The following is a 13,769-nucleotide window of genomic DNA, read 5'->3' as shown; positions in this document are numbered from 1 at the left end:
CCCGCCGCGTGACGGGGGCCTTTTTCATCATGGCTCCCGTCTCAGACTAGCACTGGATGAAGACCCGGCCGTCGCCCCGGATGGTCCGGCCGCCGAGGCTGACGGCGCCCTGATCGGGCGCCATCACCGCCACGCCGTCCGGTCCGCGGCTCTCGAGCGGGAATTCACGGCGCGGCTGGTCGAAGATGAACGCCGGGTCGTCGCCGAGCGCGACGTAGCCGGTGCGCGGCGCCCCGTCGAGCGAGGTCTCGATGACCAGCCCGCTCGATCCGGTGCGCGTGATGTCGAAGTCGGGCCGGCTGCAATCGCCGCCCTTCGCGGCCCAGGGACCGGCCAGGTAGGCCGCGTCGAGGCGGATGCCGCCGTCGCGGTCGGGATCGCGGTCGCGCGCAGGCGGAGAGACCTCGCGGATGCTGTCCACCGTGATCGTGGCCTGGCCCTGCTGACAGAAGGACATCTCGGCCCGCGTGCCGCGGACCTCGACGTATTCGCCGACCGTGACACCGCGATCCGAGGCCAGCGCATAGTGGTCGCCGTCGGGGGTGACGAGCAGCGGACATTCGACGCCATCGCGCACGCGGCCCTCGACGCGCATGCCGTCGCTCTCGCCGGCGTCGTCGCGGGGCGGCGCGACTTCCTCGATCTCGGTGACCCGCACCGTATCGACGCCGTTCATGCAGAAGGCCATGTCGGCGCGGCGGCCCTCGATGCGGACGTATTCACCCGGGGTGATGCCGACACTGCGCGAAGTGAGGGCATAGCGGTCGCCGTCGCGGGTGCGCAGGACCGGACATTCGGTCCCTTCATCGACCCGCCCCTCGAGCGTCACGGTGCGGGGCAGCGGTTCCGAGCGTGTGACATCGAACACGCCGGACTTCAGGGTCAGGCCGCGGTCGGTGTCGACGACGAAGATCAGATCGTCGCCCGGTTCGGACCATTCGGGAACGCGGAGGTCGGCCGAAAGACGACCGTCGCCATCCACGCGCGCCTCGCGGAGGGCCTCCCATTCCGATGCCTGCGGCCCCACGCCGATGGTGACGTAGTCCGAGGGTCGGAGATTGCGCGCGTCGATCGTGACACGGCTGCCCGGCGGACCGTTGTCGGTGCTCAGCCCGATCGAGGCCGCGGGGCCGTCGCCGGGAATATCGAGCAGTTCGCCCACGGCGAGGGCAAAGGGATTCACGTCATCGTTCTCGCTGATCAGTTCGAAGAGCGAGACGCCGAAGCGTTCGGCGACCTCGGCCAGCGTGTCGCCGGATTCGACCCGGTACTGATCGCCCCGGTCGCGGGGCGGGGCGCCGTTTTGGCCGGCCCCCGACACGAGCTGGAGCCGCGTTCCGACGGAAATGTCGCGCGGATCCCCAAGCGAGGGGTTGAGGTCCATAATCCGGGCAAGCGACACCCGGCATTGTTGCGAGACGCGATAGAGCGTGTCCCCCGGCTGGATCGTGTAGCTCTGGCCGCAACGCGACTGCGCCGAGGCTACCGTGGCGAGGCCGGCCGTGGCGATCAGCGCCGCGGCGCCGAGCCGGAGGGCGCTCTTGGGGTGGAAAGGGTTGGACATCTGGACCTCCCGTTCTGGTGCGTACGGTCCGAGAACAGGGAGCCCGCGCCGGATGTTCCCGGTGCCGGGGCGTTCGCATCGGCACCGGGCGGCCTCAAAGCGTTTGTGACTTGGCCTTTGGGCCGGCATTGGCGACAGTCGGGCGACTCACGCTGACCAGGAGGTTCACATGCGTCCGTTCGCCGCCGCCCTGATGATACTGGCCCTGCCCGGCCCGCTGGCCGCCGAGGATTTCGTCGTTTCCAGCCGTGTCACCGCCGCAACCGTCTTTCCGCAGGGGGCGACCCTCACGCGGGTCGCAACCGTCTCGGTTCCCGCGGGGCGGCATCGCATCCTCGTGCAGGACATGCCGGTCATCGACCCCGCCGCGCTACGTGTCGCCGCGCCCGGTCTGACCGTGGGGCCGATCCGGTACCGTGACGATTACGTCCCGCCCCGGGACCCCGCGGAAACGGCCGCTTTGGAGGCCGCGCGCGAAGAGGTTCGCGCAAGGGAGCGTGCAGTCGAGGCCGCGCGGGACGCCGTGGCCGCCATCCGGATCGAGGCGGATGCGGCGCGGGCGCGGATCGCGTTTCTCGACGGCATCGGCCAATCCGACGGGCTGGCCCAGGCCGATCCCGAGCGGCTGCGCGACCTCGTGGCGCTTATCGGCGAAGTGGGGCTGGAGGCCCGGCGCGCGGTCCAGGCGGCCGAGACCCGCGCACGGGCGGCGGAACAGGACGTCAAGGACGCGCTGGAGGACCTGGCAAAGGCGCAGCAGGCCCTGAAGGCGCTGGATACCGAAGCGCAGGACCGCGCCTTTCTGGCGATCGAGGTGCAGGCCGAAACGGCCGCCGAGGGCGCCATGACGTTGACGTATTCGACCGGGTCCGCCTCGTGGCAGCCCACCTACGATCTGCGCCTGACCACCGGCGAGGCCCCCGACCTGATGATCGGGAGGGGCGCCTACGTCCGGCAGTCGACCGGCGACAACTGGACCGATATCGCGCTGACGCTTTCGACCGTGCAGCCCTCGGGCCAGCAGGTTCCGGGCGAGGTCTGGCCCTGGCTGCGTCAAATCTTCGACCCTGGGCAGCCGCCGATGCCCGCACCTCTCGTTCGGGGGTCGGCGAGCATGGCGTCCGAGATGGCGACGAAGGACATGGCAAGCCCCGTGGCCGAAGAGGTGCAGGCCGCGGCCAGCTTCGACGGGCTCTCGGTCACCTACAGCTATCCCGATCCGGTCAGCGTCGCGACCGCTGCGGATGCGGTGAAGATTGCGCTGGGGGAGATCTCGCTCGAGCCCGAGATCTTCGCCCGCGCCGTGCCGCTCGCGGATCGGACCGCCTTTCTCAATGCCGGTTTCACGAACAATTCGGGCGAGCTGATCCTGGGCACCGGGGACGCCCGGTTCTTTCTCGACGGGACATTCGTCGGGCAGCGTCACCTCGACCTGATCGCGGAGGGTGACGATGCCGAGATTTCCTTCGGCCCGATCGAGGGGCTGCGGCTGGAACGCGTGGTGCGCGACCGCCAGCAGGGGGACAGGGGCGTCATCACGCGGTCGAACGAACAGGACGAAGAGGTCGAGATCACGCTGCGGAACCTGACCGGGCGCGACTGGACCGTGCGGCTGCGGGACCGCGTGCCCTATTCGGAACAGGAGGATCTGGACATAACCTGGGAGGCCCGGCCCGCCCCGACCGAGACGGATGTCGAGGGCCGCCGGGGCGTCCTGGAATGGCGTTTCGACATGGCCCCGGGCGAGGATACGGAGATCGTGCTGACGCACCGCCTGCGCTGGCCCGAGGACCAGGTTCTGCGCTAGACCTCAGATCGGTTTGAAGGCGTTTTCGGCCGGCAGATACTGTTCCACCCCGCCTTCGCCGATGTCGTTCCACAGCCCGTGCAGGGAGAGGTCGCCGGACTTCACCGCCGCCTCTACGAAGGGGAAGGTCATCAGGTTCTGCAGCGAGGTCAGCACCGCCTCCTTCTCGAGGGCGCGGACGCGTTCGGCCTCGTCCTCGATATGCTTGACGCGCTCGTAGCCCGGCCGGAGCAGGTCCATCCAGCGGCCGACGAAGCTGGATTTTTCCTCCAGTTCGGGCGCGTGGCCCGCGCACATGTCGTGGCATCCGCGCACACCACCGCAGCTCGAATGGCCGACAATCACGATGTGGGCGACCTTGAGCGCGGTGACCGCGTATTCCACCGCGGCCGAGGTGCCGTGCTGGTTCCCATCGGGTTCATAGGGAGGCACCAGGTTGGCGATGTTGCGGTGGATGAAGAATTCGCCCTGATCGGCGCCGAAGATGGCGGTGACATGCACCCGGCTGTCGCAGCAGGAGATGACCATCGCACGGGGGCGCTGACCTTCATCAGCAAGGCGCTTGTACCATGCCTTGTTGTCCGCGAACGTCGTCGCCTTCCAGCCGTGGAACCGCTGGACGAGGTAATTCGGGAGGGGCTTGGCATTATGCATGTCGGGTCCTTTCCTGAAGCGTCCGGGCGCGCTGAAGCGGTGTTATACCGCGCCGGGACGAGGTTGAAGCAAATTTGCGACGATTTTTCGCCAGAAAAGACGGGGCGGGAAAGGTTTTGGGAAGGGCTGCTCTGCATAGATCGCCGCGTTGGAATTCGGGATCGGGGTGAGATTCTTGGAAGACGTGAAGATACTGCCGCAGGACGAACCGGTCCGTCTGGACCCGGACCGGTTGAGCGTTCTCTACGAACAACTGGGCGAGGCGGGGGCCGAAGACGTGGTCTGCCGCGCAATGGAAGAACTGGCCCTGCGCCTCTCGATGACGGAACGGCTCTACCGGCAGGACCGTCACGAGGAAATGCGCAAGGCCGCCCGGTCGCTGGCGGGCATCGCGGACCAGGTGGGCATGAACAGTCTTTGCCGGGTCTCGCGGGACGTGACGGAATGTATCGACACGGGAAACGAGGTGGCCCTCGCGGCGGTGCTGTCGCGGCTCCTGCGTATCGGTGAGCGCTCGCTGATGGAGGTCTGGGACATGCAGGGGTGACGGTGTGATGCCCTCTCGTCCCCGCGACAGGCGAATGGACCTTGCGGGCTGCGGGATTAGAACTAGGCTTCCGGGCAAACGCCAGGAGATGCCCATGCCGCTGCAATTCGCCACCGATCCGGACACCGCTCTGCCCCTGCACGTGGTTGCCAGCGACGATCTGGAGGACTGGGCGGCGTCCCAGAACGGCACGGTCGGCACATGGGTCAAGGCGGCCGGATTCAGGGCCGGGCTGGGCGAGGTGCTGCTGGTCCCCGACGGCAACGGCGCACCGGTGCTGGCGGTGGCCGGCTACGGGACCGCCGATCAGAGGGCGCGGACACGCTTCGCCCTTGCGGGCGCGGCGGCGTCGCTCCCCGAAGGCTCTTACCGGCTGGTCGGCGGGCCGGACGGCGCCACGCTGGACGAGGAATGCCTGGGCTGGCTGCTGGCGGGTTATGCCTTCGATCGCTACCGCGCCCAGTCCGGCGCCAAGGCCCGGCTGGTCGCGCCGGAGGGGGTGGATGCGTCCCGGCTCGAAGCGATCGCGGCCGGCGAGGCGCTGACCCGGGACCTGATCAACACGCCCGCCAGCGACATGGGGCCGGACCAGCTCGAGGATGCGGCGGCGGGGCTGGCGGCCGAGTTCGGCGCGCGCTTCGAGGTGACTTCGGGCGAGGATCTTCTGAAGAAGAACTTTCCCATGATCCACGCGGTCGGCCGGGCCTCCGCCCGCGCGCCCCGCCTTCTCGACCTGGCATGGGGCGATGCCGGCCCGATGCTGACGCTGGTCGGCAAGGGCGTCTGTTTCGATACGGGCGGGCTGAACATCAAACCCGCCGTCTCGATGGGACTCATGAAAAAGGACATGGGCGGCGCCGCGGCCGTCCTGGGGCTCGCGCGGATGATCATGGCGCTGGAGCTGCCGCTGCGGTTGAGGGTCCTCGTGCCTGCCGTCGAGAACTCCATCGCAGGAGACGCGTTCCGGCCGCAGGATATCCTGACGGCCCGCAACGGCCTGACGGTCGAGATCAACAATACCGATGCCGAAGGGCGGCTGGTGCTGGCGGATGCGCTGGCGTACGCGGCCGAGACTCCGTCCGACCTGACCGTCTCGATGGCGACGCTGACCGGCGCGGCCCGGGTCGCCGTGGGGCCGGATATCGCGCCGTTCTACGTCGATGACGACGCCGCGGCGGCGGCGATCGCCGGCGCGGCCGCCCGGGTGGCGGACCCGGTCTGGCGGATGCCGTTCCACGCGCCCTACGAGACCATGATCGAGCCGGGGGTGGCGGATCTGGACAATGCACCCAAGGGCGGGTTCGCGGGTTCCATCACCGCCGCGCTGTTCCTGCGCCGCTTCGCCGGGGCTGCGCCCAGGTATACCCATTTCGACATCTACGGCTGGCAGCCCGCCGCCGCGCCCGCGCGGCCCAAGGGCGGCGTCGGCCAAGGCACCCGGGCCCTGCTGGACGCCCTGCCCGAGCTGCTGGACCTGTGAACGACCGCCGGGTCCTGAAATCCAACGGCCGGGTGGCGGATGTTTCCCTGCGGGGGCAGACCGTGGCGGAGCGGTACGTCACGCCGGACCTGTACCACGTCTCCGCGCCCGTGGCGCCGATCCTCGACCGCCCCGAGGGGGGGCGGGACCGCGAACTCGCCTTTGGCGAGGGCTTCCACGTTCTGGAGTTCAGGAAGGGCTGGGCGTTCGGCCATGCTCAGCGGGATGGCTACGTCGGCTATATTGCGCAAGACCTCCTCTCGGACCGGATGGAGCCGCCGACGCATCGCGTCATATCCCCCAGCTACCGGTTCGACCGTCCCGCCCTGAAATGCGCCGCGGCGCCGGGATACCTGCCGATCGGGGCCCGTGTCGCCGTGGCCGGTGTTCATCGCGACCACTGCGACTGGGGCGAGATATCGCTTCCCGAAGGCACCGGGTTCGTCCCGATGCCGACCCTGGCCGCTCTGTCCGAAACGGCGACCGACCCGGTTGCGGAGGCCGAGCGTTACCTGGGCGTGCCCTATCTCTGGGGCGGCAACAGCGGCTTCGGGACGGATTGTTCGGGACTGGTCCAGGCGGCATTCCTCGCCTGCGGATACGATTGCCCCGGTGACAGCGACCAACAGGCCGCCGGGCTGGGCACGGCGCTGGATCGGGACGCACCGGCACGGCGGAACGACCTCATCTTCTGGAAAGGGCACGTGGCGCTGGTCGCGGGCGATGGCCGCATTCTTCACGCCAACGCGCATCACATGGCGGTGGCCTACGAGGACATGGAGGCGGCGATTGCGCGGATCGCGGCCAGCGACGGCCCGGTCACCGGGCGGCGGCGCGTGCTGCGGCGCTGAGCGCCTATTCCACCGCGCGGATCAGCTTGCGTTCGAGAACCCGCAGCACGGTCTTCAGGTCATGGCCGCGCTTGAGGATCTGACCGTCCATGCCGACGACCGAGTACTGACCCTGCCGGGTGCGAAGGGCAGGGCGCTTTTCGATCCGGTAGAGCGGGTTCTCGGCGGTGCGCCGGAAGACCGAGAAGATCGCGACATCGGACAGTGACGAGATCCCGTAGTCCCGCCATTCCCCCGCCGCGACCATGCGGCCGTAGAGCGAGAGGATCACCGAGAGTTCCGTGCGGTGGAACGCGACGCAGTCCTGCGAGGATTTCGGAAACGGGGTCGGTGGATGAACCGTCATATCATCAGAGTTGCGCCGATCGACCATGAAATCAAGCGTCTTCGGCATTGCCGGACCGCATCGCGGAATGCACTTCCGCGTGACTTGACCGCGCGTTCGGTTCGTCGCAGGTTGCCGGAGCATCAGAACCGGGAGGATCCAAGGATGACCGAAGCTTACCTTTGCGATGGCCTGCGCACGCCGATCGGGCGCTATGGCGGGGCGCTTTCGGCGGTCCGTCCCGACGACATGCTGGCCCATGTGATGCGCGACCTGATGGCCCGGAACGAGGGTCTGAAGGTCGACGAGGTCATGATGGGCTGCGCCAACCAGGCGGGAGAAGACAATCGCAACGTCGCACGGATGGCCACGCTGCTCGCGGGTCTCGGCGAGGACGTTCCGGGGATGACGATCAACCGGCTCTGCGGGTCCGGTCTGGACGCGGTCGGCACGGCGGCGCGGGCGATCAGGACAGGCGAGGCCGAGGTGGTGATCGCGGGCGGCGTGGAATCGATGAGCCGCGCGCCCCTGGTGATGCCCAAGGCCGAGACCGCCTTTTCGCGCAGGGCCGAGATCTATGACACGACCATCGGCTGGCGGTTCGTGAACAAGGAGATGCACAAGCACTTCGGCACCGATTCCATGCCCGAGACCGCCGAGAACGTGGCCGAGCAGTTCCAGGTCGGTCGCGAAGCTCAGGACGCCTTTGCCCTGCGGTCCCAGCAGCGCGCCATCGCGGCCATCGAGGGCGGCCGCCTGGCCGAGGAGATCACGCCGGTCACCATTCCGCAGCGCAAGGGAGACCCGATCGTCGTGGACCGCGACGAGCACCCGCGCGACACCACGCTGGAAAAGCTGGCCAAGCTGCCGACGCCCTTCCGCGAGGGCGGGACGGTCACCGCGGGCAACGCCTCGGGCGTGAACGACGGGGCCTGCGCGGTCATCGTCGCCTCGGCGGCCGCGGTCGAGAAATACGGGCTGACGCCGCGGGCGCGGATCGTCGCCATGGCCACCGCCGGGGTTCCGCCCCGGATCATGGGGATCGGTCCCGCACCGGCGACCGAGAAACTGCTGGCCATGACCGGCACCTCGATCGGCGAGGTGGATCTGATCGAGTTGAACGAGGCCTTCGCCGCGCAGGGGCTGGCGGTGACGCGGCAGCTGGGCCTGCCGGATGACGCGGATCATGTGAACCCGAACGGCGGGGCGATCGCGCTCGGCCATCCGCTCGGCATGTCCGGGGCCCGGCTGGCGCTGACGGCGGGGCTTTCTCTGGGTCACATGGGCGGTAAGCGCGCGATCTGCACCATGTGCATCGGCGTCGGCCAGGGCATCGCGCTGATGCTCGAGGCGGCCTGATCGACGCGGCGGGCCGGTCCCGAAGGGCGGTGCATCCTCGGGCCTGACCCAAGGAACTCCCGGCCCCGCCGCCAGACCGGCGACAGGAGAGGCCGGGTCCGGACCGAGGATCGTGCCGGCGCGGTGACGGCCGGACCTTGCCCGGCGGGGCGAAGGTTGGTGACAACCGCGCTGCGGGTGCCGTCATCGGACCGTCGGCGCATGCGGGCAGCAAGTGCAGCCCGACCGCCTCAGGCGTAGGTCGGGTGGAAGGTTCCGGCGGGCGACAGGGTAAAGATGTCGACGCCATCGCGGGTCACGCCGACGGAGTGTTCGAACTGGGCCGACAGCGACTTGTCCCGCGTCACGGCGGTCCAGTCGTCGGCCAGCACCTTGGTCTCGGGGCGGCCGAGGTTCACCATCGGCTCGATGGTGAAGAACATGCCCTCTTCGAGCACGGGGCCGGTCTTTTCCCGGCCGTAATGCAGCACGTTGGGCGGGGCGTGAAAGACGCGGCCCAGTCCGTGGCCGCAGAAATCGCGGACAACGGACATGCGGTTCGCCTCGACATAGCTCTGGATGGCATGGCCGATATCGCCGAAGGTGGCGCCGGGGCGGACGACCTCGATCCCCTTCATCAGGGCGTCGTGCGTCACCTGGATCAGCCGCTCGGCCTTGCGCGAGAGCTTGCCCGCCACGAACATGCGGCTGGTGTCGCCGAACCAGCCGTCGACGATGACGGTGACGTCGATGTTCAGGATGTCGCCGTCCTTGAGGCGCTTGTCACCGGGAATGCCGTGACAGACCACGTGGTTGATCGAGATGCAGGAGGCGTGTTCATACCCCTTGTAGCCGATCGTCGCCGAAGTTGCGCCGGCCGCCGCGACCTTGGCCTCGATGAGGCGGTCGATCTCGGCCGTGGTCTGGCCGGGAAAGACATGTTCGGCGATCTCGTCCAGAATGCGGGCAGCCAGTGCGCCGGCTTCGTGCATGCCGGCAAAGTCCGCCTCTTCGTAGATGCGGATTCCGTCGCGGGTGATCTGGCGTTTCTGGTCCAACAAGCGGCCTCTCGTCGTTCAGGGTCTAGATAGGTCAATTCCTGCGCATGTTCAACGTGAAGCGGCCCGGTTCGCGCCGGAGTCAAGTGGTTTAGCCCCGGGGCGCGGCGGTTTCGGCAAGGCTCTTCCGACCGGTTCACCGGGGCGTGAGGGCCTCGCCGACCGGCAGGGCCGGTCCCACCCCGACGGCTTCGGGCGAGAGGCGGGTGGAGAAGGCCATCGCCTCGACGCCGGCCCGTCGCGCCGCATCGAACGCGGCGGCATAGACCGGGTCGATGTCGGCGGCGACGCTCACCCGCGCCGCATCCGTCCGCTGAACGAGATAGAGGAGAACGGCGCGATGTCCCGCGGCGGCCATCGCGGCCAGTTCGCGCAGGTGGCGGGCGCCCCGGGCGGTGACGCTGTCGGGAAATTCGGCCAGCCCCTCGCGGCGCGTCAGTGTCACCGACTTCACCTCGATATAGCAGTCGGCCCGGCCGGGGCCGCGCAGCAGAAAGTCGATCCGGCTGTTGCTGCCGTATTTCTGTTCGGGACGGATGTCGGGATAGGCCGTGAACTCGGCAAGGTCCCCGGCCAGCAGCGCCTCTTTCAGGGCGCGGTTCGCCACCGACGTATCGACGCAGGTCATGTGGCCGTTTTCGTGATCGACCAGCCGCCATCCGAACTTCAGTTTCTTCCTCGGATCCGCGTTCGGTTCGACCCATATGCGCGTTCCGGGATCGGCGAGGCCCGTCATGGCGCCCGGATTGGCGCAATGGGCCGTCGCCTCGGTGCCGTCCCCCAGCCGGATGTCGGCGAGAAACCGTTTATACCGGCGGATCAGCCGGGCTGGCACGAGAGGGGTTTGAAAGCGCATGGGGCGGGCCTATACCCTTGATCAGCCAAAAGACAAGCCGGAGGCCTCATGCCCAACCCAACCGCCGCGATGCTGGTCATCGGGGACGAAATCCTCTCGGGCCGGACCCGGGATTCCAACATGCACCACCTGGCGGGGGAACTGGTGAAGGTGGGCATCGACCTGAAGGAGGTCCGGGTGGTGCCGGACGAGGCCCCGGCGATCGTCTCGGCCCTCCGGGCGTTGTCCGAGGCCCATGACAACGTCTTTACCTCCGGCGGAATCGGGCCAACCCATGATGACATCACGGCGGACTGCGTGGCCGAGGCCTTCGGACGGAATATCGACGTGCGGCCCGATGCGCGGAAGCTGCTCGAGGACGCCTACGGCGCGCGCGGCGTCGAGGTGACCGAGGCGCGGCTGCGCATGGCGCGGATCCCCGACGACGCGGTGCTGATCGAGAACCCGGTATCGACGGCGCCGGGCTTCACCCTGGAGAACGTCCATGTCATGGCCGGGGTCCCCGCCGTATTCGAGGCGATGGTCGCCTCGGTCCTGCCGGGGCTGACCGGAGGAACGCCGCTGCTGAGCCAGACCTGGCGCGTCATGCGGCCCGAAGGGGACATCGCGGGGCCGCTGCGGGCCCTGTCCGAGGCGTACACGGACCTGTCCTTCGGCTCGTATCCATTTCAGATGAACGGGGTCTTCGGCTCGAATGTCGTGGTTCGGGGCACCGATGGCGCGCGTGTGGACGCGGCGATGACCGAACTGCAGGAGGTCTTTCCCGATGCCGGAGCTTGAGGCCCATTTCGCCGCGGCCGAGGCCACCTGGCCGCCGGCGGAGACGGTCGCCTGCGGCCCGTTCATGCTGCGCCGGTCCCCGGGGGGCGGCAAGCGGGTCACGGCCGCGACCGCCCGGGGTGCGGTGGCCTCGACCGATATCCTGGCCGCCGAGGCGCAGATGCGCGAGATGGGGCAGGTGCCGCTGTTCTCGCTTCGTCCGGGGGATGCGGCGCTGGACGACATGCTGGCGGCGCAAGGGTACGCCATCGTGGATCCGACAGACGTCATGACGATTCCCGTGAACGAACTGACCGGCTTGCCGACCGACCCGGAACAGGCGAGTCTCGCCGTATGGGAGCCCCTGGCCATCCAGCTGGAATTCTGGGCCGAGGGCGGCGTCGGAGCCGACCGCATCGCCGTGATGGAGCGGGCGGAGTGTGCCAAGACCGCGCTGATCGGTCGTCACGAGAATTCGCCGGGGGGCACCTGCTTTGTCGGCGTCAGCGGCGGGATCGGCATGATGCACGCGCTCGAGATCGTCCCGGCCGCCCGCCGGGCCGGGATGGGCCGGGCCATGACGATTCAGGCCGCGCAATGGGCGGCGCAGCAGGGGGCCGAGCAGTTCTCGGTCCTCTGCGTGCAATCGAACGAGGCGGCCAGCGCCCTCTATGCTAGATTGGGGCTGGCGACGATCGGACAGTATCACTACCGGATCAAGGAGAGCTGAGATGAGCACCCGCGACCTGCCGACCGCACTGGATCTTCCGATGGTTGATCCGTTGCCGGAGAAGACGCAGAAATATTTCAATGTCTGTCAGGACAAGCTTGGAATGGTGCCGAACGTGCTGAGAGCGCACGCCTTCGACATCGACAAGCTGAACGCCTTTTCGGCGCTCTACAACGATCTGATGCTGGCCGACAGCGGCCTGACCAAGCTCGAGCGCGAGATGATCGCGGTGGTGGTCTCGTCCATCAACGGGTGTTTCTACTGCCTGACGGCGCATGGGGCCGCAGTGCGTGAATTGTCGGGCGATCCGAAACTGGGCGAGATGATGGTGATGAACTACCGCGTCGCCGATCTCGAACCGCGCCAGCGCGCGATGCTGGATTTCGCCGCCAAGGTGACGAGCGACAGCCGCAGCATCGAAGAGCCGGACCGGCAGGCGCTACGCGACCATGGGTTCACCGACCGCGACATCTGGGACATCGCCAATGTCGCCGGCTTCTTCAACATGACCAACCGGGTGGCCAGTGCGACGGACATGCGCCCGAACGACGAGTATCACGCGCAGGCGCGGTGAGGCATGTGGCGGATCGGGGCCCTCTGCATCGCGTGGCTGCTGGCGGCTCCGGCCCACGCATTCGACCCGCAGAGCCTCCCGGCCGGCGCCGAGCAGACTTATGACCAGACCGAAGAGGCGGGGTCGGTCTTCCTTCCGGTCGGCACGATCACCGCTGCCAGCCCGTTCGAGCGGGTCGAGGGGAGCATCCGCTGGCGCGCCTGGCGCATCTCTTCGCCCGGCTTCTCGACGCTGACGCTCCTGCGGCAGCTGAGGGAGGACCTGGCCGAGGCCGGTTACGAGACAGTGCTCGATTGTGCCACGGCGGAATGCGGCGGGTTCGATTTTCGATACGGGCTGCCGGTCCTGCCGGCGCCCGAGATGAATGTCGACCTGTTCGATTTCCGCGTCATCACGGCACGGAACGGCGATGCGCAGGTCTTTCTCCTGGTCAGCCGGGGGCGGCTGCACGGCTATCTCCAGCTGATCGAGGTGCAGGGCGGTGGCGCGCCGGTGGAACCGGAGGCCACGGGCGACGCGACCGGGCCGGACGCGCCGGAGGAGCCGGAGGCGGATGCCGAGTTGATCGACGTGCTCCGGACGGCCGGTCACGTCGTTCTGGACGATCTGGATTTTCAGTCGGGCGCGGCCGCGCTGGCCGACCGGGAGTACACCTCGCTCGCGGAACTCGCGGTCTACATCAAGGGTGATCCCGCCCGCATCGTCGCGCTGGTCGGGCACACGGACGCCGTCGGGGCGCATGATGCGAATGTCGCTCTGTCGCGGCGGCGGGCCGAGGCGGTGCGCCAGCGACTGATCGACCGGCACGGGGTGGCCGGCAGTCAGGTGTCGGCGCGCGGGGCCGGGTTCCTCGCCCCGGTGGCCAGCAACCTCACCGCCCTGGGGCGGGAGCGGAACCGGCGGGTCGAAGCGGTCCTGCTGGCGGCGGAATAGGAGGCGCCGGAATGGCACATGAAAACAGGGTGATCCGATCGGTCAACTTCGACGGCGAGACGCTTTGCGTCGATATATTCCAGCGCCCGGACGGGAGCTACGGCTTCGACGAATATCGACGCGATCCCGAGGACGGGCGCGGCTGGTACAGCATCGGCCTTCAGGGGGACCGCCGGTTCTCAAGCTGTTCCGACGCGATGGAAGAAGCCCTCTCGGTCGTGGGCTGGCTCGCCGACGCGATCACGGATCGGCGCTGAGCGACGGCCGCGGCCGCACCCGTCCGTCAGCAAAGA

15 protein-coding genes are annotated in these 13,769 nt (G+C 68.5%); 10 read left to right on the top strand and 5 right to left on the bottom strand.

Annotated features, from left to right (window positions below; genetic code table 11):
- Positions 1 to 46: 46 nt before the first annotated feature.
- Positions 47 to 1,564: a DUF5818 domain-containing protein gene (locus OB2597_RS21035; RefSeq protein ID WP_009806413.1), complete on the bottom strand. Its 1,518-nt coding sequence runs from the start codon at positions 1,562 to 1,564 to the stop codon at positions 47 to 49.
- Positions 1,565 to 1,733: 169 nt separating this feature from the next.
- Here OB2597_RS21035 and OB2597_RS14835 point away from each other — a divergent pair, with 169 nt between their 5' ends.
- On the top strand, positions 1,734 to 3,371 hold the full coding sequence (locus tag OB2597_RS14835) for a DUF4139 domain-containing protein (RefSeq protein WP_009806412.1): 1,638 nt from the start codon (positions 1,734 to 1,736) through the stop codon (positions 3,369 to 3,371).
- A gap of 3 nt (positions 3,372 to 3,374) precedes the next feature.
- Here the strand turns inward: OB2597_RS14835 and OB2597_RS14830 are convergent, their stop codons facing one another.
- Positions 3,375 to 4,025: a carbonic anhydrase gene (locus tag OB2597_RS14830; protein ID WP_009806411.1), complete on the bottom strand. Its 651-nt coding sequence runs from the start codon at positions 4,023 to 4,025 to the stop codon at positions 3,375 to 3,377.
- A gap of 175 nt (positions 4,026 to 4,200) precedes the next feature.
- Between OB2597_RS14830 and OB2597_RS14825 the strand changes: the two genes are divergently transcribed.
- The 3 genes from OB2597_RS14825 to OB2597_RS14815 all read left to right on the top strand — a co-directional run bounded on the left by OB2597_RS14825 (position 4,201) and on the right by OB2597_RS14815 (position 6,903).
- Positions 4,201 to 4,572 (top strand): hypothetical protein, encoded by a 372-nt coding sequence (locus OB2597_RS14825; RefSeq protein ID WP_040609822.1) that lies wholly within the window; start codon positions 4,201 to 4,203, stop codon positions 4,570 to 4,572.
- A gap of 94 nt (positions 4,573 to 4,666) precedes the next feature.
- Positions 4,667 to 6,052: a leucyl aminopeptidase family protein gene (locus OB2597_RS14820; RefSeq protein WP_040609374.1), complete on the top strand. Its 1,386-nt coding sequence runs from the start codon at positions 4,667 to 4,669 to the stop codon at positions 6,050 to 6,052.
- Positions 6,049 to 6,903 carry a C40 family peptidase gene (locus OB2597_RS14815; protein WP_009806408.1) on the top strand — a complete coding sequence of 285 codons (855 nt, stop codon included), beginning with the start codon at positions 6,049 to 6,051 and terminating at the stop codon, positions 6,901 to 6,903. Before OB2597_RS14820 ends, OB2597_RS14815 begins: the two co-directional genes overlap by 4 nt.
- Before the next feature lie 4 nt (positions 6,904 to 6,907).
- Here the strand turns inward: OB2597_RS14815 and OB2597_RS14810 are convergent, their stop codons facing one another.
- The gene (locus OB2597_RS14810; protein WP_040609821.1) at positions 6,908 to 7,249 is read right to left on the bottom strand and encodes a DUF2794 domain-containing protein; all 342 of its coding nucleotides are present in this window, start codon (positions 7,247 to 7,249) and stop codon (positions 6,908 to 6,910) included.
- Positions 7,250 to 7,393: 144 nt separating this feature from the next.
- Here OB2597_RS14810 and pcaF point away from each other — a divergent pair, with 144 nt between their 5' ends.
- A complete protein-coding gene (gene pcaF, locus OB2597_RS14805; RefSeq protein ID WP_009806406.1) occupies positions 7,394 to 8,587 on the top strand; it encodes a 3-oxoadipyl-CoA thiolase in 1,194 nt (397 codons plus the stop codon).
- A 230-nt stretch (positions 8,588 to 8,817) separates the two neighbouring features.
- Here the strand turns inward: pcaF and map are convergent, their stop codons facing one another.
- Both map and sfsA read right to left on the bottom strand, forming a co-directional pair.
- Positions 8,818 to 9,624 carry a type I methionyl aminopeptidase gene (gene map / locus OB2597_RS14800; RefSeq protein ID WP_009806405.1) on the bottom strand — a complete coding sequence of 269 codons (807 nt, stop codon included), beginning with the start codon at positions 9,622 to 9,624 and terminating at the stop codon, positions 8,818 to 8,820.
- A gap of 136 nt (positions 9,625 to 9,760) precedes the next feature.
- Positions 9,761 to 10,480 (bottom strand): DNA/RNA nuclease SfsA, encoded by a 720-nt coding sequence (sfsA, locus tag OB2597_RS14795; protein WP_009806404.1) that lies wholly within the window; start codon positions 10,478 to 10,480, stop codon positions 9,761 to 9,763.
- 48 nt (positions 10,481 to 10,528) lie between these two features.
- Here sfsA and OB2597_RS14790 point away from each other — a divergent pair, with 48 nt between their 5' ends.
- The 5 genes from OB2597_RS14790 to OB2597_RS14770 are packed head-to-tail and all read left to right on the top strand — an operon-like array spanning position 10,529 to position 13,733.
- A complete protein-coding gene (locus OB2597_RS14790; RefSeq protein ID WP_009806403.1) occupies positions 10,529 to 11,260 on the top strand; it encodes a competence/damage-inducible protein A in 732 nt (243 codons plus the stop codon).
- Positions 11,247 to 11,969: a GNAT family N-acetyltransferase gene (locus OB2597_RS14785; RefSeq protein ID WP_009806402.1), complete on the top strand. Its 723-nt coding sequence runs from the start codon at positions 11,247 to 11,249 to the stop codon at positions 11,967 to 11,969. Before OB2597_RS14790 ends, OB2597_RS14785 begins: the two co-directional genes overlap by 14 nt.
- Before the next feature lies 1 nt (position 11,970).
- A complete protein-coding gene (locus tag OB2597_RS14780) occupies positions 11,971 to 12,543 on the top strand; it encodes a peroxidase-related enzyme (RefSeq protein WP_009806401.1) in 573 nt (190 codons plus the stop codon).
- A 3-nt stretch (positions 12,544 to 12,546) separates the two neighbouring features.
- Positions 12,547 to 13,476, top strand: a complete 930-nt coding sequence (locus OB2597_RS14775; protein WP_009806400.1) for an OmpA family protein — start codon at positions 12,547 to 12,549, stop codon at positions 13,474 to 13,476.
- 11 nt (positions 13,477 to 13,487) lie between these two features.
- Complete coding sequence (locus tag OB2597_RS14770; RefSeq protein WP_009806399.1) at positions 13,488 to 13,733, top strand: hypothetical protein; 246 nt, start codon at positions 13,488 to 13,490, stop codon at positions 13,731 to 13,733.
- The last annotated feature ends 36 nt before the right edge of the window (positions 13,734 to 13,769 follow it).

It is taken from the genome of Pseudooceanicola batsensis HTCC2597 (assembly GCF_000152725.1).
Lineage (GTDB): Bacteria > Pseudomonadota > Alphaproteobacteria > Rhodobacterales > Rhodobacteraceae > Pseudooceanicola > Pseudooceanicola batsensis.
The sequence above is the reverse complement of the archived record's forward strand: the minus strand, read 5'-3'. Positions and strand labels throughout refer to the sequence as shown.